Genomic DNA, 19,924 nt, shown 5'->3' on the forward strand with positions numbered 1-19,924 from the left:
CATGACCATCCGAAACATCCTGGGCTTCATCGCGACCGCCCTTATCTTCATCGTCGCGATCGTGATCGGCCGCGCGCTATGGATTCACTACATGGACGAGCCGTGGACCCGCGACGGCCGCGTGCGCGCGGAAGTCGTCAACATCGCGCCGGACGTATCGGGCGCCGTCGTCGAACTGCCGGTGCACGACAACCAGTTCGTGAAGAAAGGCGACCTGCTGATGCAGATCGACCCGTCGCATTTCCAGATCGCCGTCGAGCAGGCGCAGGCCGCGGTCGCGGCGCGCAAGGCCGAACTGCAGATGCGCCGCGACGACGCGCAGCGGCGCGCCGACCTGGACAGCCTCGTCGTGTCGAAGGAAAGCCGCGACAACGCATCGCATACGGCAAATGCCGCGGAAGCGCAGTATCAGCAGGCGCTCGCCGCGCTCGATGCGGCGAAGCTGAATCTCGAACGCACGCGCGTCGTGTCGCCGGTCGACGGCTACGTGACGAACCTCTCCGTGTATCGCGGCGACTACGCGATCGCCGGCGCAGCAAAGCTCGCGATCGTCGACAGCCATTCGTTCTGGGTGTACGGCTACTTCGAGGAAACCAAGCTGCCGCGCGTGAAGATCGGCAACAAGGCGGAGATCCGCCTGATGAGCGGCGGTGTGCTGCGCGGGCACGTCGAGAGCATTTCGCGCGGCATCTACGACCGCGACAATCCGCAGAGCCGCGAACTGCTCGCCGACGTGAACCCGACGTTCAACTGGGTGCGGCTCGCGCAGCGCGTGCCGGTGCGTATCCACATCGACAGCGTGCCGGACGGCCTCGTGCTGTCGGCGGGCACGACCTGTACCGTGGTCGTGTCGCCGGGTTGAATACGACGTGTGCCGCTATGCGTGCAGCCGGAACTTGCCCACTAGCTGCTTGAGCGCGCGCGCCTGATCGTCGAGCGAACGCGCCGCCGCGGTAGCCTCTTCGACGAGCGCCGCGTTCTGCTGCGTGCCCGCGTCCATCTGCGTGACGGCGAGGTTGATCTCCTCGATACCCGCGCTCTGTTCCGCGGACGCCGCTGAAATCTCGCCCATGATGTCGGTGACGCGCTTCACCGCCTTCACGACTTCGTCCATCGTCTGACCCGCATCCTGCGCGAGCGTCGAGCCGTTCGCGACGCGCTCGACCGACGCGCTGATCAGCGTCTTGATCTCTTTCGCGGCGGCCGCGCTGCGCTGCGCGAGATTGCGCACCTCGCCCGCGACGACCGAGAAGCCGCGCCCTTCTTCGCCCGCGCGCGCCGCTTCGACGGCCGCGTTCAACGCGAGAATGTTGGTCTGGAATGCGATCCCCTCGATCACGCCGATGATGTCGCGGATGCTCTTCGCGCTGTCGTTGATCTGGCTCATCGTCGCGACCACGCGGCTCACGACAGCGCCGCCCTTCTCCGCGATCTCCGATGCGTTGTACGCGAGCGTGCTCGCCTGCTTGGCGTTGTCGGCGTTCTGGCGCACCGTCGACGTCAACTCTTCCATGCTGCTCGCCGTGCGTTCGAGCGCCATCGCCTGCTGTTCAGTGCGCTGCGACAGGTCGAGATTGCCCATCGAGATTTCGCCCGACGCAAGCGCGATCGCTTCCGCGCTCGCCGCGATGCCCGACACCGTCCCGGACAGCCCGCCCTGCATGTCGCGCAACGCGGACAGCATGCTCGACGTGTCGCGCTGGCCTAGCGCGATCTCGTTCGACAGATCGCCCGACGCGATACGGCTCGCGATCTCCTTCGCGTAGACCGGCTCGCCGCCAAGCTGCCGCGCGAGCCGCCGCACGACCCATTCGCTGATCACGAACGCGAGCACGATCAGCGCCACGGTCATCGCCGCGATCATCACGAACGACGAACGGAAGATGAAGGCCGACGCATCGATGGTCGCCTTCGCGGCGGTGCCGCGCTGCGCGACGAGCACATCGACGAGCTTCTCGAGCTTGCCCGTTTCGACGAGCAGCGACACGTCCTGCGTGCCGACCTGCCAGTTCATCTGCGACAGATCGAGCGGCTGCGCCTTCACGAGCTTCACGAAATCGCGCAGATGGCCGCTCCACACACCGACCGCGGTCGCAAAAGCTTTCTGCTGCGCGACAGCCTTTGCATCGGACGGATCGACGTAGCGCTGCAGCGTGGTCAGCTCGGCGGTGATCGCGTTCAGGCCAGTGTCGATGTCCGCGCCGAGTTCGTCGCGCTCCTTCGCCGTGGTTGCCGTCAACAGCATCTTCTGGGCGCGGCTCGCGCGCAGCACATAGGCGCGCGCTTCCTCGGCCGCCCGGCTCGCGACGTGCCCCTGGTCGTAGATCGAGCGGGTCGAGCCGTTCAGACGGTTGATCTGCGTCAGCGAAAACACGCCGATGGCGAGCGTGCCGATCAGCAGCACCGCGAATGCGAGACGCAGCGTCGTCTTGACGGACATGCTTTTCAGCCGTCGGCGCTGGACGCTGTCGCCGCTGTTCGATTGCGACGCATCCCCGGCCGACTCGCCATCCGGTACGAACCCCGCGCCCGGCTGGCTGCCCAGCGAAACTGCTTTCATGTGTTTTACCCTCACGTGTCGGGCACCGGAAAGGTCTGTTCCGGCATTCCGGCCTGTCTCTCCGGGTCTACGGCATATGCAGCGTCGATCTTTAGCGTCGCGGCGGCCATGACAGCCCGGTCCCGGGCGCGCCGCTTCGTGGGCCGTACACCCGCGACCGCTTTATACACGGCCAAAATTCGCCCGACGCGGTTGCGTGCTTTGGCGGGGACGCGGTGCCGGCGAGGTCCGCTCGATGTCCGATTCGCGACAAAGTTTGGCCGGACAATTCGGGGGAGCCACATTACACTTCTTCGAACGATTGCTAAAAACGAATCACCTGCCGGTCAATGCGTCGCGATGTCGCAGCGAGGAAACGCCGGCCTTTTCTCACTTTTCTTCCGATCACTATGGAAACCAGCCTCGACAAGCGCACGCTGGCCGGCGGGACCGTCCCCGCGAATGCCGCCGGCAGTACGACGACCAGCGTGCAGCGCACGGTGTATTCCGTGCTTGGTGCGATCAGTTTTTCGCATCTGCTGAACGACATGATCCAGTCGCTGATCCTCGCGATCTATCCGATGCTGAAGGACAACTTTTCGTTGTCGTTCGGACAGATCGGGCTGATCACGCTGACGTACCAGATCACCGCATCGATGCTGCAGCCGCTCATTGGCATGTATACGGACAAGCATCCGAAGCCGTATTCGCTGCCTGTCGGCATGGGCTTCACGCTGGCGGGTCTGCTGCTGATGTCGGTCGCGCCGAGCTTCGGCGTGTTGCTGGTCGCGGCGGCGCTGGTGGGTTGCGGGTCGTCGGTGTTTCACCCGGAGTCGTCGCGGGTTGCGCGGATGGCGTCGGGCGGTCAGCACGGCCTCGCGCAGTCATTGTTCCAGGTGGGCGGCAATGCCGGCTCGTCGCTTGGACCGCTGCTCGCGGCGCTGATCGTGATTCCGCATGGACAGCGCAGCATCGCGTGGTTCTCGGTGGCGGCGCTGGTCGCGATCGTCGTGCTGACGCAGATCGGCCGCTGGTACAAACGGCATCCAGCGACGAAGAAGGTGCGCGGCGCGCAGACCGGCCACCCGACGCTGTCGCACGGCAAGGTGATGGCTGCGATGGGTGTGCTGGTGCTGCTCGTGTTCTCGAAGTACTTCTATCTCGCGAGCATCAACAGTTACTTCACGTTCTATCTGATCGACAAATTCCATCTGCCGGTGCAGGTCGCGCAGATCCACCTGTTCGTGTTTCTTGCGGCGGTCGCGGCGGGCACGATCGCGGGCGGGCCGATCGGCGACCGGATCGGCCGCAAGTACGTGATCTGGGTATCGATCCTGGGCGTTGCACCGTTCACGTTGTTGCTGCCGTATGCGAACCTGTTCTGGACCAGCGTACTGACCATCGTGATCGGCCTCGTGCTCGCGTCGGCATTCTCCGCGATCCTGGTCTACGCGCAGGAACTGATTCCGGGCAACGTCGGCATGGTGGCGGGCCTGTTCTTCGGCTTCGCGTTCGGCTTGGGCGGCATTGGTGCCGCGGTGCTGGGGCAACTGGCTGACGCGACGAGCATCGGATACGTGTACAAGGTGTGCTCGTTCCTGCCGTTGATCGGCGTGTTGACGGTGTTTTTGCCGGATATGGAGAGGAAGGTGGCAGCTTAGGTTTTGATTTGTTTTTTGCGTGGCGGCGCCTGAGTTTCTTTGCTTTGTTGTTTTTGTCCTTGCAGGCGGGTGCTTATTTGCACCTCGCGGCGCTGGCGTTGCTCTCTGGTTCTTGACCTTGCAGGCGGCTGCGATCTGGCGCCTCGCGGCGCGGGCGTTGATCTTTGCTGTTTGCCCTTGCGGGCGGGTGCTTATTCGCGCCTCGCGGCGCAGGCGTTGTCCTTTGCTGTTTGCCCTGGCAGGCGGGTGCTTATTCGCGCCTCGCGGCGCAGGCGTTGCCCCTGTGCGGGGCGGCACTTACTCTTCTTTGCCGCGGCAAAGAAGAGTAAGCAGAAGAAAGCCGCCGAGACGTTACCGAGTCCTTTCCGTGTGATACCGAAGATGGCCCTCGCCTAAGTGGGCACCTCGTTCACACAGCACAGTGGTCCGAGACGAGACCCGCCCTCGCACCACACGCGTTAGTGACACAGCAGTCATCCGTTCCGGCGGGCTTCGCCGCCGACGGGCATAACACCCTCGATTACGCGATCGCTGTTCCGCACTGCGTCCTCACTCCTACCCGACGGTTTCCCGCGCAGACCCGGCCGCGCGCACACCAGTGCGCCGCGGGGTGGGCGGGCCCCGTGTCACTCCGGTTTGCGGCACGGGAGACGGTCTCGTCTCGGACCACTACCCAGTGTGGACGAGGCGGACACTTAGGCGAGAGCCATTCCCGGTATCACACGGAAAGGACCCGGTAACGTCTCGGCGGCTTTCTTCTGCTTACTCTTCTTTGCCGCGGCAAAGAAGAGTAAGTGCCGCCCCGCACAGGGGCAACGCCTGCGCCGCGAGGCGCGAATAAGCACCCGCCTGCCAGGGCAAGAAAGCAAACTCCAGATCATGGTGAACCCGCGTTGCCGCCCAACGCCCCGCTGCTCTATGCTGAACACGCAACCCCAATCAATAAGCGCAAGCAAGAGCAAACCCAGAAAGAGAGAGGCCTGCCCCATGTCCGGCTACCACGACTTCCACCGCCGCTCGATAGAACATCCCGAAGCGTTCTGGCGCGAGGAAGCAAAACGCATCCACTGGGAAACGCCATTCGACACCGTGCTCGACCGTTCGAATCCGCCGTTCGCCCGCTGGTTCTGCGGCGGCCGCACGAATCTGTGTCACAACGCGGTCGACCGGCATCTCGCCGAACGCGCGCAGCAGGACGCGCTCGTCTACGTATCGACGGAAACCGGCATCGAGCGCCGCTACACGTATGCGGAACTGCACGCGGAGATCAACCGGATGGCCGCATCGATGCGCTCGCTCGGTGTGCGGCGCGGCGACCGTGTGCTGATCTATCTGCCGATGATCCCCGAGGCCGTGTTCGCGATGCTCGCGTGCGCGCGGCTCGGCGCGATTCACTCGGTCGTGTTCGGCGGCTTCGCTGCGCCGAACCTCGCCGCGCGGATCGACGATGCGAAGCCCGCGCTGATCGTCACCGCCGACGCGGGCGCGCGCGGCGGCAAGGTGATCGACTACACGCCGCTCGTCGACGAAGCGCTCGCGCGTGCCACGCACAAACCGCCGCACGTCTTGCTGATCGACCGGCAGCTCGCGCCCGAGCGGCTCGACGCGAGCTATCTGGTCCACTACGAGCCACTACGCGAACAGTTCTTCGATACGCACGTGCCATGCGAATGGCTCGAATCGAACGAACCGTCGTACGTGCTGTACACGTCTGGCACGACGGGCCGGCCGAAGGGCGTGCAACGCGACGTCGGCGGCTATGCGGTGGCGCTCGCGGCATCGATGGAATACATCTACGGCGGCAAACCCGGCGACACGATGTTCACCGCGTCGGACATCGGCTGGGTCGTCGGCCACAGCTACATCATCTACGCGCCGCTACTCGCGGGCCTCACCACGGTGATGTACGAAGGCACGCCGGTCCGTCCGGACGGCGGGATCTGGTGGCGACTCGTCGAGCAATACCGGATCAACCTGATGTTCACCGCGCCGACCGCGATCCGCGTGCTGAAGAAGCAGGACCCGGCGCTGCTGAAACAGGCAGACCTGTCGAGCCTGCGCACACTGTTCCTTGCCGGCGAGCCGCTCGACGAACCGACTGCCGCATGGATCGGCGACGCGCTCGGCAAGCCGGTCGTCGACAACTACTGGCAGACCGAAACGGGCTGGCCGATGCTTGCGATCCAGCGCGGCGTCGAAGCGCTGCCGCCGAAGCTGGGCTCGCCGGGCGTGCCGGTGTATGGCTACGACCTGACGCTACGCAACGAGCACACCGGCGAGCCGTGCGTGCCCGGCGAGAAAGGCGTCATCACGCTCGGCTATCCGTTGCCGCCCGGCTGCATGACGACCGTGTGGGACGACGATGCGCGCTTCGTCGATACATACTGGTCGAGCGTGCCGAACCAGACCGTCTATTCGACGTTCGACTGGGGCGTACAGGACGAAGACGGCTACGTGACGATCCTCGGCCGCACCGACGACGTGATCAACATCGCGGGCCACCGGCTGGGCACACGTGAAATCGAGGAAGCACTGTCGAGTCACGCGGCGGTCGCGGAGGTGGCGGTGGTCGGTGTGACGGATGCGCTGAAGGGACAGGTGGCGCTCGCGTTCGTTGTGTTGCGCGACGCGGCGCCGTTTGCGGCCGACGATGCGCGTCGCGCGCTCGAAATCGAATTGACTGCGACGGTGGACCGTCAGTTGGGAGCGATCGCGCGGCCGGCGCGCGTACACGTTGTCGCGATGCTACCGAAGACGCGCTCCGGCAAGCTGTTGCGTCGCGCGATTGCGGCGCTCGCGGAAGGCCGCGACCCAGGCGATTTGCCGACCATCGAGGACCCGGCAGCATTACTGCAGATTCGCGAAGCGCTGCAGATGCAGCGCGGTGCGTAGCGGCGGGTCGCATAAGTGCCACGTCACCGAGCCGTGCCCGAGCGACAGAAACGTCCAGCGCAGCACGAATGTTCAATGCATACCGTGCCGCGCGCACGCAGTGCGCCGCGGGATGGGCGGGCGCCTTGTCACTCCGCTTTGCGACACGGGGGACGATCTCGTCTCGGACCACTACCGCGTCCCCGCGAGAACGACACTTAGATGCGGGCCATCTCTGGTTACGCGCGGAAAGGACCCGGTAACGTGTCGGGCGGCTTTCTTTGCCTACTTTCTTTGCCGCGGCAAAGAAAGTAGGTGCTGCCCCGCACAGGGGCAACGCCTGCGCCGCGAAGGCGCTAACTATCACCGCCGCGCAGAAAGAACTGAGAGCAGCCGCACGATCGGCACGGGTGCAAAAGACGCGCTCCGGCAAACAGTTGCGCCGCACGATCCAGCAACCATCGAGAACCCGGCCGCGTAGCGTCGCGCAAGTGCTACGTCACCGCGTAATCCCTCAAAAACCGCGACAAAATCCCAGCAGAATAAGTCCCAGCAATCTCACTCAAAAACGTCTCAAACGAAGCCGCCGCATGCGCATCAGCGGTATCGGAAATCGTCCGCACGACCGCACACGGCACGCCGTACTCATAGCAGACCTGCGCGATCGCGGCGCCTTCCATCTCGACCGCAAGCGCATCGGGCAACGCGTCGCGCAGCGCTTCAACTTCAGCAGCACTCGCGACAAAGCGATCACCGCTGATCACGAGCCCGCGATGCACGCGTGGCAGCTGCGTACCGAAGCGCGCAGCAAGCATCGCACCCTCTTCCGCAACGAAACGCTCACAAGCATCAGCAAGCCTCGCAGCGAGCGAAGGATCGGCGTTAAAGCGTGACACGCCGAGCAATGGCACTTCATAGCGAGGAAACAAAGGCGACGCATCGAGATCGTGCTGCAACAGCGCATCGGACACGACGATGTCGCCGATCCGCACCGCGCGCCCGACCCCACCCGCGACGCCGGCGAACACGATCGCCTCGACGTCGAACGCATGGATCAGCGCGCTCACCGTCGCCGCGGCCGCGACCTTGCCGATACGCGCCAGCGTGACAACGCACGGCACGCCGTGCACGCTGCCGACGTGATAGTCGCGTCGTCCATGCGTAACGGTACGCATGCCGCCGTTCTCGCGCATCGCGGCGATCAGGTCACCGAGTTCCTCGGGCAGCGCCGCGAGCACACCGAGCGGCCGACGAGCGGCAGGCTTCGTTTCCACAAGCACGCTCATTCGACCGCCTGCAATTTCGCGACCGCAAGCGCGAGCCACTTCTCGCCGTGCCGCTTGAACTTCACCTGTGCCTTTGCATCGGTGCCGCCGCCTTCGAGCGCGGTGACTGTACCTTCGCCGAATTTCGTATGGAACACCTGCTGGCCGACGCGAAAGCCGCTTTCCGCCGCACGCTGCGCGTTCGCGAACGCGGGCAGCGGCGCACTCACCGCGGGGTCGACGTAGTCGCGCTGACGGTCGGGTCGCGCAAACCAGTCGCGCCCATAACCGGCGTTGTCGGAACGGCCGCCCCAGCGCGAACCCGCCTCGACTTTCGGCGTGAGCCACTTCAGCGTGTCCTGCGGCAGTTCGTCGAAGAAACGCGACCGGATGTTGTAGCGCGTCTGGCCATGCAGCATCCGGCTCTGCGCGAACGACAGGTACAGCCGCTCCTTCGCGCGCGTGATCGCGACGTACATCAACCGTCGCTCCTCTTCGAGACCCTCAGCCTCGATCGCGCTGTTCTCGTGCGGAAAGAGCCCTTCTTCGAGACCCGTGATGAATACCGCGGTAAATTCGAGCCCCTTCGCCGCGTGCACGGTCATCAATTGCACCGCATCCTGGCCAGCCTGCGCCTGGTTGTCGCCGGCTTCGAGCGATGCGTGTGACAGGAAGCCGGCAAGCGGCGTCATCGTGTCGGGATTCTGCGCGGGATCGGTGACGCCCGGCGCATCGAGCACGATCACGCCGTCGCCCTCCACTTCGAGTTCAGGCGCGGACGTCGCGCCCGGCCGCAGCGGAATCGAACGGGCCGGCGTGTCGAGCCCGTAACCCGCTTCGCTGACGAACGCCGCGGCCGCGTTGACCAGTTCCTGCAAGTTCTCGAGCCGGTCCTGACCTTCTCTTTCGTTCTGATAGAAGTCCGCGAGGCCGCTCGCGCGCACGACGTGCTCGACCGTTTCCGGCAGGCTCATCTGCTGCGTTTCGGCACGCATCTTCGCGATCAGGTTCGCGAACGCACCGAGGCTCGAGCCGGCCTTACCGGCCACATAGACGATCGCCGCGGCCATCGAGCAGTTGTAGAGGCGCGCGGCATCCGCTGCCTGTTCGATCGAGCGCGCACCGATGCCGCGGGTCGGAAAATTGACGACGCGCGCGAACGCGGTGTCGTCGTTCGGATTGTCGATGAGCCGCAGATACGCGAGCGCATGCTTCACTTCCTGACGCTCGAAGAAGCGCAGACCGCCGTACACGCGATACGGAATACCCGCGTTGACGAGCGTGTGCTCGATCGTCCGCGACTGCGCATTGCTCCGGTACAGCACGGCGATCTCGCCGCGCGAGAGACCTGTGTCGAGCAGCGCGCGAATTTCTTCTACGATCCAGCCGGCTTCCTGCGAATCGGTCGCGGCCTCGTACACCCGCACCGGCTCGCCGTGGCCCGCGTCGGTGCGCAGATTCTTGCCGAGCCGCCGCGCGTTGTTCGCGATCAGCTGGTTCGCCGCATCGAGAATGTGACCGTGCGAGCGGTAGTTCTGTTCGAGCTTGATCAGGTTGCGGACGTTAAACTCGTTTTCGAAGTCGCGCATATTGCCGACGTTCGCGCCACGGAACGCGTAGATGGACTGGTCGTCGTCGCCGACCGCGAAGATCGAATTGGTCGCGCCCGCGAGCATCTTGAGCCACGCGTATTGCAGCTTGTTCGTGTCCTGGAACTCGTCGACGAGGATGTGGCGAAAGCGCGCCTGGTAGTGCGCGCGCAGCGGCGGATTGTGTGCGAGCAGTTCATAGCAACGCAGCAGAAGCTCGGGGAAATCGACGACGCCTTCGCGCTGGCACTGCTGGTCGTACGCTTCATACAGCTCGACGAACTTGCGGTTGAAGTTATCCGTCGCGTCGACGTCCTTCGGCCGCAGCCCCTGCTCCTTCGCGTTGTTGATGAAGTACTGCAGGTTCTTCGGCGGGTATTTCTCGTCGTCGATATTGAGGCCCTTCATCAAGCGCTTGATCGCCGACAGCTGGTCTGCCGTATCGAGAATCTGGAACGTCGACGGCAACGCCGCGTCGCGGAAATGCGCGCGCAGCATCCGGTTGCACAGGCCGTGGAACGTGCCGATCCACATGCCACGCGTATCGATCGGCAGCAACGCGGACAGGCGCGACATCATTTCGCGCGCGGCCTTGTTCGTGAACGTCACCGCGAGAACGGTCATCGGTGATGCGAAGCCCTGCTGGATCAGCCACGCGATCCGCGTGATCAGCACACGCGTTTTGCCGCTGCCGGCACCGGCCAGAATGAGGGCCGGTTCGTTCGGCAACGTGACGGCGGCGTGTTGTTCGGGGTTCAGATTCGCGAGCAGATCGGGCATGTGTGCGGGGGGAAACGGCGGATGGCGGCGGATCGGAATGTCGTACGGACCGCGTGCGGACCGGTCGTTCGACATTATATGTCCCGCGTCTGCGGGCGGCTCGCCGCCTTGCGATCCGGCGTTCTCACGACGCCCGCAAACAGGAGACATCCAGCCGCCACGGCCCGCGTCGGCTTCGCGCGGCCGGTTTGCCACGCACTCCCTTTATAATTCAAGGATTCCAGCCTCTTTCCACGCATTCAGAGCAGATCCCCACACATGAGCGACAGCACGCTTCCCAAGAGTTTCGAGCCCCAGACCATCGAGGCCCATTGGGCACCCGAGTGGGAAAAACGCGGCTACGCCGCCCCTGCCTTCACGCCGGGCAGCAAGAACTTCTCGATCCAGTTGCCGCCGCCGAACGTCACGGGCACGCTGCACATGGGCCACGCGTTCAACCAGACAATCATGGACGGCCTCACGCGCTATCACCGGATGCTCGGCGAAAACACGCTGTGGGTGCCCGGCACCGATCATGCGGGCATCGCGACGCAGATCGTCGTCGAACGGCAGCTCGATGCGCAGGGCGTATCGCGGCACGATCTCGGCCGCGAGAAATTTGTCGAGCGCGTGTGGGAATGGAAGCAGCAGTCGGGCTCGACCATCACGGGCCAGGTGCGCCGCCTCGGCGCATCGATCGACTGGTCGCGCGAATACTTCACGATGAACGACAAGATGTCGGCGGCCGTGCGCGACGTGTTCGTGCAGCTCTACGAACAGGGCCTCATCTATCGCGGCAAGCGGCTCGTGAACTGGGATCCGGTGCTGCTCACCGCAGTGTCGGATCTCGAGGTGGTCAGCGAGGAAGAAGACGGCTTCCTGTGGCACATCCAGTATCCGCTCGCGCAAGCGCAGGGAGGCGGCCATCTGACCGTCGCGACGACGCGCCCCGAGACGATGCTCGGCGACACTGCGGTGATGGTGCATCCGGAAGACGAGCGCTACGCGCATCTGATCGGCCAGACCGTGAAGCTGCCGTTGTCGGAACGCGAAATCCCGATCATCGCCGACGACTACGTTGACCGCGAGTTCGGTACCGGTGTCGTGAAGGTCACGCCCGCGCACGACTTCAACGACTATCAGGTCGGCCAGCGCCACGGCTTGCCGCAGATCGAAATTCTCACGCTCGACGGCAAGATCAACGACAACGCGCCGCAGAAGTATCGCGGCCTCGACCGCTTCGATGCGCGCAAGCAGGTCGTCGCCGACCTCGAAGCGATCGGTCTGCTCGAATCGGTGAAGCCGCACAAGCTGATGGTGCCGCGCGGCGACCGCACGGGCGTCGTGATCGAACCGATGCTCACCGATCAATGGTTCGTCGCGATGAGCAAGCCCGCGCCGGAAGGCACGTTCAATCCGGGCAAGTCGATCGCCGAAACCGCGCTCGACGTCGTGCGCAACGGCGAGATCCGCTTCGTGCCGGAGAACTGGACGTCGACCTACTACCAGTGGCTCGAGAACATCCAGGACTGGTGCATCTCGCGGCAGTTGTGGTGGGGCCACCAGATTCCCGCGTGGTACGGCGAGAACGGCGAGATCTTCGTCGCGAAGGACGAAGCGGCCGTGCGTGAACAGGCCGCGGCGAAGGGCTACACCGGCGCGCTGAAACGCGACGAGGACGTGCTCGACACGTGGTTCTCGTCGGCGCTCGTGCCGTTCTCGTCGCTCGGCTGGCCGAACGATACGCGGGAATTGCAGGCATTCCTGCCGTCGTCGGTGCTCGTCACCGGCTTCGACATCATCTTCTTCTGGGTCGCGCGGATGGTCATGATGACCACGCACTTCACCGGCAAGGTGCCGTTCGACACCGTGTACGTGCACGGCCTCGTGCGCGACGCCGAAGGCCAGAAGATGTCGAAGAGCAAGGGCAATACGCTCGACCCGATCGACATCGTCGACGGCATCGATCTCGACGCGCTGGTCGCAAAGCGCACCACCGGGCTGATGAATCCGAAGCAGGCCGCGTCGATCGAAAAGAAGACGCGCAAGGAATTCCCCGACGGCATCGCGGCGTTCGGCACCGACGCGCTGCGCTTCACGATGGCGTCGATGGCGACGCTCGGCCGCAACATCAACTTCGACCTCGCGCGCTGCGAGGGCTACCGCAACTTCTGCAACAAGCTGTGGAACGCGACGCGCTTCGTGCTGATGAACTGCGAAGGCCAGGACTGCGGCTTCGGCAAACCCGGCGACTGCCAGCCCGGCGACTGCGGTCCCGGCGGCTACACGGACTTCTCGCAGGCGGACCGCTGGATCGTGTCGCATCTGCAGCGCGTCGAAGCGGACGTCGCGAAGGGCTTCGCCGACTACCGTTTCGACAATGTGGCAAATGCCATATACAAGTTCGTCTGGGACGAATATTGTGACTGGTATCTCGAACTGGCCAAGGTGCAGTTGCAGACCGGCGCGCCCGAACAGCAGCGCGCCACGCGTCGCACACTCCTGCGGGTGCTCGAGACGGTGCTGCGGCTCGCGCATCCGGTGATCCCGTTCATCACCGAAGCGTTGTGGCAGAAAGTCGCGCCGCTGACGGACCGCTATCCGGCCGGCAAAATCGACGAAGCCGACGGCACAGCCTCGATCATGGTGCAGCCCTACCCCGTTGCCGAGCCGAAGAAAATCGACGAGGCCGCCGAGCAGTGGGCCGCCGACCTGAAGGCGACGATCGACGCATGCCGCAACCTGCGCGGCGAAATGAACCTGTCGCCGGCGACGAAGGTGCCGCTGCTCGCCACCGGCAACGCCGACCGGCTGCGTACGTTCGCGCCCTACGTGCAGGCGCTCGCGCGGCTGTCGGAGGTGCAGATCATCGCCGACGAAGCGACGCTCGATGCAGCCGCACATGGCGCGCCGTTTGCTATCGTAGGGAATGACAAGCTCGTGCTGAAGGTCGAGATCGATATCGCGGCCGAACGCGAACGTCTGTCGAAGGAAATTGCGCGGCTCACCGGCGAAGTGTCGAAAGCCGATGCGAAACTGCAGAACGAGAGCTTCGTCGCCAAGGCCCCGCCCGCCGTGGTGGAGCAGGAACAGCGGCGGCTCGTGGAGTTCCGCGGCACGCTCGAGAAGCTCGGCGCCCAGCTCGCGCGTCTGCCGGGCTGAACCCGCGCGGCGCGACAGGTAACGTAACCAAGAGGATCAGGGTAATCACATGCTAAAAGTTACAAAAGCTGTTTTTCCGGTAGCAGGTCTTGGCACCCGGTTCCTCCCGGCCACGAAGGCGAGCCCGAAGGAAATGCTGCCGATCGTCGACAAGCCGCTGATCCAGTATGCGGTCGAGGAAGCGATGGCCGCCGGCATCACCGAAATGATCTTCGTCACGGGCCGCAGCAAGCGCGCGATCGAAGACCACTTCGACAAGTCGTATGAGATCGAAGCCGAACTCGAGGCGCGCGGCAAGGTCAAGCTGCTCGAACTCGTGCGCAGCATCAAGCCGAGTCATGTGGACTGCTTCTACGTGCGTCAGCCCGAAGCGCTCGGTCTGGGTCACGCGGTGCTGTGCGCGGAGAAGCTGGTCGGCGACAACCCCTTTGCCGTGATCCTCGCGGACGATCTGCTGTACGGCACGCCGCCGGTGATGGCGCAGATGATCGAGGTGTTCGATCACTATCACAGCTCGGTGATCGGCGTCGAAGAGATCCCGCCGTCGGAGACGAAGTCGTACGGGATCGTCGACGGCAAGGAGTGGGAAGACTCGATCATCAAGATGTCGGGGATCATCGAGAAGCCGGCGCCGGACGTCGCGCCGTCGAACCTCGGCGTGGTCGGCCGCTACGTGCTGAAGCCGCGCATCTTCGAACACATCCGCGCGCTGAAGCCAGGTGCGGGCGGCGAGCTGCAACTCACCGACGCGATCCAGTCGCTGCTCGCCGACGAGCAGGTGCTCGCGTACAAGTATCACGGCACCCGCTTCGACTGCGGCAGCAAGCTCGGCTATCTGAAGGCCACCGTCGAATTCGCGCTGCGGCATCCGGAAGTCGCCGCCGATTTCGAAGCGTATCTGCGCACCCGTTCGCCAGTGCTCGAAGGGTAAGCGGCGGTTTTATGCACGGAGGCCTGTACATGGCCTCCGTGTTGGTCACTCCCTCTTTGCGTTATCCCCATCTCCCCTCGTCGACGCCCTTGCCGTTTCCGGGCGTCGCACTGCCTCCCGAAATCTGATCGAAGCTGCGATCCGCGATGCGCCGACCGAGCGTCGCGAGATCGACGTCGGTCGACGCCGAGATCAGCGCATACGCGAGTTCACCCTGACGCCACGTGACGACGTGCATGCCATTGACGGCCCGCCACGCGATCGGCTGATCGGGACCGACCTGCTTCATCACGCACAGCGCAACGGGCTCGCCACGCGCCGGCAGATAGACCAGCTGGACGAGCGGCCGGCCGTCGAAACGCAGCCGCTGGATCTCGCTGAACGTCATGCCCGCCTCGCGCAGGTCGGGCACGCGCAGCGCGAGCCGGTCGTCGTGGCGAACCGCGTCGATCGCGCGCGATACCGCACCCGCATCGGGCCGCACATCGGCGACGGTCGCGCGCGAATAGAGCCGCTGATAGCCGGTCGCGGCCTGCACCCACGGCGACGGCGCGCCTGCGCCAGACGTGCCATCGGGCGCGAACCGCAGCACTGCGCCGACGCAGAACGCGCCCGCGACGAACGCTACCGCGAGCCACCCCGGCGCGATGCGTAGCCGCGAACGAATCGGCGTATGCGGCAACGATTCATCCGGCCCGACCGCGTCGTTACCGCTTGCCGGATAACGACGGCCGTAGTCCGTACTGGCTTCGCTGCGCGGCGCATGCAGGCGCGCGAGTTCGTCGATCTGCGCGGCCAGCTCGGGCGGAACGGGCGGCAGCTTCTGGCGCGCGAAGGCCTCCCGATAGGGCAGCCGCGACGCTTCGAATCGCGCGACGCATTCCGCGGCTTCGGGCGATCCGGCGATCTCGTGTTCGATCTCCGTGCGCTCGTCCACCGGCAGCGTGCCGTCGACGTACGCCATCAACCGTGTTTCGTCCATGCTCATGGACCTTATTCCTGCCCATTCATATCATTCGTACCGTTCACGTCGTTCTGGACACCTTCGCGCGCCGCGGGGTTCCGAAGCGTTCGCCGATCGCTTGCCGCGCGCGCGACAGACGGCTCATCACCGTGCCGATCGGCACGCCCAGCGTGTCGGCCGCTTCCTGGTAGCTGAGCCCTTCGACGGCGACGAGCAGCATCACGGCGCGCTGCGCATCCGGCAACAGCTGCACCTCGCGGATGATCTGCGCATGCATGGCCTCGGCCTGCGGATCGCTCGCGGCTTCGTCCGGCACCGTGTCGACGAGTTCGTCGTCCCACTCGACGCGCGAGCGCTGCCGCACCCGCCGCGCGCGCAGCTCGTTGAGCCACATCGTGTGCAGGATCGAAAACATCCAGCTGAGCGGCGCGGTGTCCGGTTGCAGGTGATGACTGCGTTCGAGCGCCCGCAGACAGGATAGTTGCACAAGGTCCGCCGCGTCGTGCGTGTCGTCCGACAGACGCAGCGCGAACGCCCACAGCCTCGGCAGCATCTGCGGAAGCGCTTCCGCCAGCGCGGCGCCCGCGCCTAAAACAGGTCCGGCCATGATCGTACCCGTATCCTTTTACCGTATTTCCCAGCCTGTTGTCAGTCGGTGCGACGCGTACCGGACGTACCGGACGACCGCGACGGATCGATCCACGCTTTCACCGCGGCGAGCCACGCGGTCAAGCCGCGCGGCGTATGGCCCTGCTGTGCCTGCGCCTCCTCGCCGACGCGGCGCCGGAACGATTCCGCGTACACGGTCGAACGGGCCACGAGCAGCGGATCGTTCGACGCCGCGATGCCGGCCGGCAGCACGAGCGGATCGAAGTTGACGTCGCGACACGGTCCGTCGATCTGCGACTGCACCCGATCGAGCACGAGCGTACCGGCATCGATCTCGCGATGCCGACCGTCGTCGGGCCACGCGCGCGTCGCGTCGTCGAGCGGATCGCCGGGTCGCGCTTCGGTCAGCACCAGATGCCAGCGCACCGGCCCTTGCTCGACGTCGTGCGCGAGCCGATGCTCGAGAAAATCCGGATCGTCGGCCGGCGCATCGCTTACCGGTTGGTACGGCCGCTGCGGTTCGACGCGCCAGCGGACCGGGTGCGTGCTGCCCGCCGCATCCGTGAAGCGGAACGTGTCGATGCTGTAGTACGCGGCATTGTCGAAACCCGACGACGGCGGATGCGCGTTTTCCCAGTCGAGCAGCGCACGCGTTTCCGGGTGCCGCTGCTGGAACGCGGCGAGCCGCTCGGGATCGGCGCGGCCCGTGCGCGGATCGGGCCGCGATGCATCGAGTTGTTCGAGCACGGCCTGCGGTGTCGCAACCATGAACACGGGCGCCGAATTCATCGCTACGCGCCACTCTTCGCCGCCGCGCAATCTGAACAGCAGCGCGAAGCTGCGCACGGTGGTGTCCGCGTCTTCCTGTTGCGGGTTGCCGCCCGGCGCCGAAAAGCGACCGATCACCGGCACGCTGCCGCGCTCGAAAACCGATGCGCGCGACAGTGCAGCGCCCTGCCCGTCGCTGTCGAAATGCCCGCTCACGCAGACGCCCTTCGCGTGATTGCGCCGGAAGCCCGGATGACGTCCGCCGTCCTGCTCGAACAGATCGACGATACGGGTGGGCACGGGCACATTTTCCGCATGCACGTGCAGCGCCCACGTGAACAGCGCGCCCGTCGCGACGATCGCGCTCACGGCCGCGATCGCATAGAACCGGCGGCGAGTCCGCGGGACGGTACGAAGGGGCGCAGCTGGATCGTGCGGGTCGTGCATCGGGTGAATCCCGTTTAGTGCATGGGACAGCAGTAGACGCTCTGCGTGGGACGAGAAGACAGACATCGGGCGGGAGCGCACAAATGCTCGCCAAGTGGGCCACTATATTGCCATAGGCCTTCAATTAACTGACGAATTACGCAAACACGCGGAAATATGTGCGGGGAATAAAGTCTGTGGGGACGGTGTTTTATTTGAGAAGAGGGGACGTCGCGATGCGTTGCGGTCGCGAGCCGAACACCGTGCTGTTCAGCGCGGCGTGTCGATGCGGTTCCCTCCTGTCCAGCAGCGTGATATCGCACGAACGCGCGATCGCCCGGCGATGGTTCGACGCTACGTCCTGAACACGCCGAGCAGCAGCGTGACGACGAAGACGATCAGAAAGAGATAGAACAGGATCTTCGCGATCTCCGCCGCGCCGGCTGCGATGCCAGTGAAGCCGAACACGGCCGCGATGATCGCGATCACGAAGAACACCAGTGCGTAATGAAGCATGAGCGCCTCCCTGGTCCGGATCGAGTCCGGTTAGATGAGACCGCCCGTTCGTTCGGATGCGCGCGGGCGGCGGGACGGTCTTCGCTAGTCGACGATTTTCTTCGTCACGACGAAGCCGAGCACGAGGAACACGACGCAGATGATCAGGAACAGCACGAACAGGAACTTCGCGATCACTGCCGCGCCGGCCGCGATACCCGTGAATCCGAGCAGACCGGCGATCACGGCAATCACCGCGAAAAACAACGCCCATTTCAGCATGTCGACTCCCTTGAGTTCGTTGCATCGCGGTTGACTGTGCGGTTCAACGGTGTGTTTCATCGGAGTCAGCACAATTCGCGCCTGCCGCTGCGAGGCCCGTTTCGCGGGCGAGAATCGCCCTATGTCCGTCTGCGCGGCGGGTCAGGCACACGCATTGCTGCTCTTCATGTCGACCCGGCTCGTGGCCAGTGCAGCGCGGCACGCTTTCGTGACCTGCAAATCAGGCCGGATCGAACGATGCCTTCCCATCAACGGAGAACACACCATGACTCGACTCATCGCGCTGTTTCTGATCGCCGGCGCCACACTGCTCGCCACGGGCTGCAATACGATGGCGGGCGCTGGCGAAGACATTTCGAAGGGTGGTCATGCGATCACGAACTCCGCCGACAAGGCATCGCAGTAACGGCAGTAGCGACGCCCGCGCTGCACGCAGCAGCGCGACGTTCAACGTAACCGCAAAAAACGGCGGCCCTCTTTCGAGGATCGCCGCTATCCGTTGCATGCTTCGTGTTGAAACGCTTGCCGACTGCTACTGACCGTTCAACGTATTCGTCAGTTCGAGCGCCGGTTGCGACGTGTTGCCGCCCTGCGCGACGAGCAGGTGGATCTGGTTCGGCAACAGCTGGCTCAACGCGCCCGCGATCGGCACGGAGGTCACCAGCCAGTCGGCGTTGTTGTCGAGATTGAACGACGCGGACTGGAAAATCGGCGTCTTGCTGCCCGCCTGCGTCGCGATCAGCACATAGGTGCCGCCCGATACGTAGATCGAATCCTGACCGCTCGCCGGCACGGCGTTCTTGAACGCGACGCCTGCCATCGACGGGCTGATGCTGGTCACGTCGGTCGTGCCGGCCGGCACGAGGTAGAGGTCGAGGTTCGATGCGTTCACCGACGCATTGAACGCACGCAGACGTGCGCTGTTCGACAGCAGGCCTTTGTCGAACGGATCGTCGATCAGGCCAATGTCGCTCGTCGGTGTGCCGGGCAACGCGATCACCGTGTACTCGTGTCCGTTCGCGACGTCGGAGAACGCGCCGCTCGCGATCGCCGTAGTCGTGCCGGTCGGCGCATACGCAACCGACGTCTGCCCTGTGCCAATGTTCGCGAAGTTCGTCACGCCCTTGTAGCTGATGTTGGTCTGCAGTGCGGCACCGTTGACGAGAAAGTCGGCAGCAGGTCCGCCTGGAATCGCGTGAACGAAATGGATCTCCGGGTTTTGCAGGCCGAGTTCCTTGCCGACATCGTGCCCGCCTCCGCCGCACGCCGCCAGTATCGACGCCGCGCCCGCGAGCGCCGCCATGGTCCGGATAAGTTTCATGTTTCCACCTCTTCGATGATGGGTATCCATCCGTTGATTTGCGGTCGCCGCAAACGTCCGGGTACCTCGTTCATCAAAAGAGAAACGGCACCGGACGTCGCCGGAAAGAACGGCGACCATTCGTATCCCTGTGCGTGCGGTGCGACACCATCCCGGTGCTGCAAAAAATTGCACGCGTCTTTCGGACACCCGGATTCAGCAATCGATGTGCCTCGCGATGGTGCGAGAGGGCGTGCGCTCGACGAGGCCCGCTGTCGCCTCGCACGACGCGGATTAGAATTT

Annotated in this window: 15 protein-coding genes; 6 read left to right on the forward strand and 9 right to left on the reverse strand. The window is 64.6% G+C overall.

The genetic code is table 11. The annotated features are described in order from the left end of the window. Position 1: 1 nt before the first annotated feature. Positions 2-862 carry an efflux RND transporter periplasmic adaptor subunit gene (locus ACREXZ_RS10260; protein WP_431763935.1) on the forward strand — a complete coding sequence of 287 codons (861 nt, stop codon included), beginning with the start codon at positions 2-4 and terminating at the stop codon, positions 860-862. A gap of 15 nt (positions 863-877) precedes the next feature. Here the strand turns inward: ACREXZ_RS10260 and ACREXZ_RS10265 are convergent, their stop codons facing one another. Next, a complete protein-coding gene (locus tag ACREXZ_RS10265) occupies positions 878-2,560 on the reverse strand; it encodes a methyl-accepting chemotaxis protein (protein WP_431763936.1) in 1,683 nt (560 codons plus the stop codon). Between the two features lie 389 nt (positions 2,561-2,949). Here ACREXZ_RS10265 and ACREXZ_RS10270 point away from each other — a divergent pair, with 389 nt between their 5' ends. Both ACREXZ_RS10270 and ACREXZ_RS10275 read left to right on the forward strand, forming a co-directional pair. After that, positions 2,950-4,200 carry an MFS transporter gene (locus ACREXZ_RS10270; RefSeq protein ID WP_431763937.1) on the forward strand — a complete coding sequence of 417 codons (1,251 nt, stop codon included), beginning with the start codon at positions 2,950-2,952 and terminating at the stop codon, positions 4,198-4,200. 918 nt (positions 4,201-5,118) lie between these two features. Beyond that, positions 5,119-7,092 (forward strand): propionate--CoA ligase, encoded by a 1,974-nt coding sequence (locus ACREXZ_RS10275; RefSeq protein ID WP_431763938.1) that lies wholly within the window; start codon positions 5,119-5,121, stop codon positions 7,090-7,092. Positions 7,093-7,565: 473 nt separating this feature from the next. Here ACREXZ_RS10275 and ACREXZ_RS10280 read toward each other — a convergent pair whose 3' ends face one another. Then, positions 7,566-8,357: a 5'-methylthioadenosine/adenosylhomocysteine nucleosidase gene (locus ACREXZ_RS10280; RefSeq protein WP_431763939.1), complete on the reverse strand. Its 792-nt coding sequence runs from the start codon at positions 8,355-8,357 to the stop codon at positions 7,566-7,568. Continuing rightward, complete coding sequence (locus tag ACREXZ_RS10285; protein ID WP_431763975.1) at positions 8,354-10,705, reverse strand: UvrD-helicase domain-containing protein; 2,352 nt, start codon at positions 10,703-10,705, stop codon at positions 8,354-8,356. Before ACREXZ_RS10285 ends, ACREXZ_RS10280 begins: the two co-directional genes overlap by 4 nt. A gap of 258 nt (positions 10,706-10,963) precedes the next feature. On the opposite strand from ACREXZ_RS10285, the gene ACREXZ_RS10290 reads away from it, so the two are divergent. Together ACREXZ_RS10290 and galU are read left to right on the forward strand one after the other, a co-directional pair. After that, positions 10,964-13,846: a valine--tRNA ligase gene (locus ACREXZ_RS10290; protein WP_431763940.1), complete on the forward strand. Its 2,883-nt coding sequence runs from the start codon at positions 10,964-10,966 to the stop codon at positions 13,844-13,846. A gap of 49 nt (positions 13,847-13,895) precedes the next feature. After that, positions 13,896-14,777 carry a UTP--glucose-1-phosphate uridylyltransferase GalU gene (gene galU / locus ACREXZ_RS10295; protein WP_431763941.1) on the forward strand — a complete coding sequence of 294 codons (882 nt, stop codon included), beginning with the start codon at positions 13,896-13,898 and terminating at the stop codon, positions 14,775-14,777. A 61-nt stretch (positions 14,778-14,838) separates the two neighbouring features. Here galU and ACREXZ_RS10300 read toward each other — a convergent pair whose 3' ends face one another. The 5 genes from ACREXZ_RS10300 to ACREXZ_RS10320 all read right to left on the reverse strand — a co-directional run bounded on the left by ACREXZ_RS10300 (position 14,839) and on the right by ACREXZ_RS10320 (position 18,321). Continuing rightward, a complete protein-coding gene (locus ACREXZ_RS10300) occupies positions 14,839-15,765 on the reverse strand; it encodes an anti-sigma factor family protein (RefSeq protein ID WP_431763942.1) in 927 nt (308 codons plus the stop codon). A 37-nt stretch (positions 15,766-15,802) separates the two neighbouring features. Continuing rightward, complete coding sequence (locus tag ACREXZ_RS10305; RefSeq protein WP_431763943.1) at positions 15,803-16,348, reverse strand: RNA polymerase sigma factor; 546 nt, start codon at positions 16,346-16,348, stop codon at positions 15,803-15,805. A gap of 41 nt (positions 16,349-16,389) precedes the next feature. After that, the gene (locus tag ACREXZ_RS10310; RefSeq protein WP_431763944.1) at positions 16,390-17,487 is read right to left on the reverse strand and encodes a catalase family peroxidase; all 1,098 of its coding nucleotides are present in this window, start codon (positions 17,485-17,487) and stop codon (positions 16,390-16,392) included. A 411-nt stretch (positions 17,488-17,898) separates the two neighbouring features. Then, positions 17,899-18,060, reverse strand: a complete 162-nt coding sequence (locus ACREXZ_RS10315) for a DUF1328 domain-containing protein (protein WP_431763945.1) — start codon at positions 18,058-18,060, stop codon at positions 17,899-17,901. A gap of 84 nt (positions 18,061-18,144) precedes the next feature. Then, a complete protein-coding gene (locus tag ACREXZ_RS10320) occupies positions 18,145-18,321 on the reverse strand; it encodes a DUF1328 family protein (RefSeq protein WP_431763946.1) in 177 nt (58 codons plus the stop codon). Between the two features lie 265 nt (positions 18,322-18,586). Between ACREXZ_RS10320 and ACREXZ_RS10325 the strand changes: the two genes are divergently transcribed. Beyond that, the gene (locus ACREXZ_RS10325) at positions 18,587-18,727 is read left to right on the forward strand and encodes an entericidin A/B family lipoprotein (protein ID WP_431763947.1); all 141 of its coding nucleotides are present in this window, start codon (positions 18,587-18,589) and stop codon (positions 18,725-18,727) included. Between the two features lie 126 nt (positions 18,728-18,853). On the opposite strand, the gene ACREXZ_RS10330 is transcribed toward ACREXZ_RS10325, so the two are convergent. Continuing rightward, a complete protein-coding gene (locus ACREXZ_RS10330; RefSeq protein ID WP_431763948.1) occupies positions 18,854-19,642 on the reverse strand; it encodes a DUF4397 domain-containing protein in 789 nt (262 codons plus the stop codon). Positions 19,643-19,924: the final 282 nt, after the last annotated feature.

The organism is Paraburkholderia sp., from assembly GCF_050742655.1.
Taxonomy (GTDB): Bacteria; Pseudomonadota; Gammaproteobacteria; order Burkholderiales; family Burkholderiaceae; genus Paraburkholderia.

Excerpts from the sequence above, each read along its gene's own strand:
- ACREXZ_RS10305 (WP_431763943.1), bottom strand. The coding sequence starts at position 16,348 with ATGGCCGGACCTGTTTTAGGCGCGGGCGCCGCGCTGGCGGAAGCGCTT.
- ACREXZ_RS10260 (WP_431763935.1), top strand. The coding sequence starts at position 2 with ATGACCATCCGAAACATCCTGGGCTTCATCGCGACCGCCCTTATCTTC.
- ACREXZ_RS10285 (WP_431763975.1), bottom strand. The coding sequence starts at position 10,705 with ATGCCCGATCTGCTCGCGAATCTGAACCCCGAACAACACGCCGCCGTC.
- ACREXZ_RS10325 (WP_431763947.1), top strand. The coding sequence starts at position 18,587 with ATGACTCGACTCATCGCGCTGTTTCTGATCGCCGGCGCCACACTGCTC.
- galU (WP_431763941.1), top strand. The coding sequence starts at position 13,896 with ATGCTAAAAGTTACAAAAGCTGTTTTTCCGGTAGCAGGTCTTGGCACC.
- ACREXZ_RS10290 (WP_431763940.1), top strand. The coding sequence starts at position 10,964 with ATGAGCGACAGCACGCTTCCCAAGAGTTTCGAGCCCCAGACCATCGAG.
- ACREXZ_RS10330 (WP_431763948.1), bottom strand. The coding sequence starts at position 19,642 with ATGAAACTTATCCGGACCATGGCGGCGCTCGCGGGCGCGGCGTCGATA.
- ACREXZ_RS10315 (WP_431763945.1), bottom strand. The coding sequence starts at position 18,060 with ATGCTTCATTACGCACTGGTGTTCTTCGTGATCGCGATCATCGCGGCC.
- ACREXZ_RS10300 (WP_431763942.1), bottom strand. The coding sequence starts at position 15,765 with ATGAGCATGGACGAAACACGGTTGATGGCGTACGTCGACGGCACGCTG.
- ACREXZ_RS10275 (WP_431763938.1), top strand. The coding sequence starts at position 5,119 with ATGCTGAACACGCAACCCCAATCAATAAGCGCAAGCAAGAGCAAACCC.
- ACREXZ_RS10270 (WP_431763937.1), top strand. The coding sequence starts at position 2,950 with ATGGAAACCAGCCTCGACAAGCGCACGCTGGCCGGCGGGACCGTCCCC.
- ACREXZ_RS10265 (WP_431763936.1), bottom strand. The coding sequence starts at position 2,560 with ATGAAAGCAGTTTCGCTGGGCAGCCAGCCGGGCGCGGGGTTCGTACCG.
- ACREXZ_RS10320 (WP_431763946.1), bottom strand. The coding sequence starts at position 18,321 with ATGCTGAAATGGGCGTTGTTTTTCGCGGTGATTGCCGTGATCGCCGGT.
- ACREXZ_RS10280 (WP_431763939.1), bottom strand. The coding sequence starts at position 8,357 with ATGAGCGTGCTTGTGGAAACGAAGCCTGCCGCTCGTCGGCCGCTCGGT.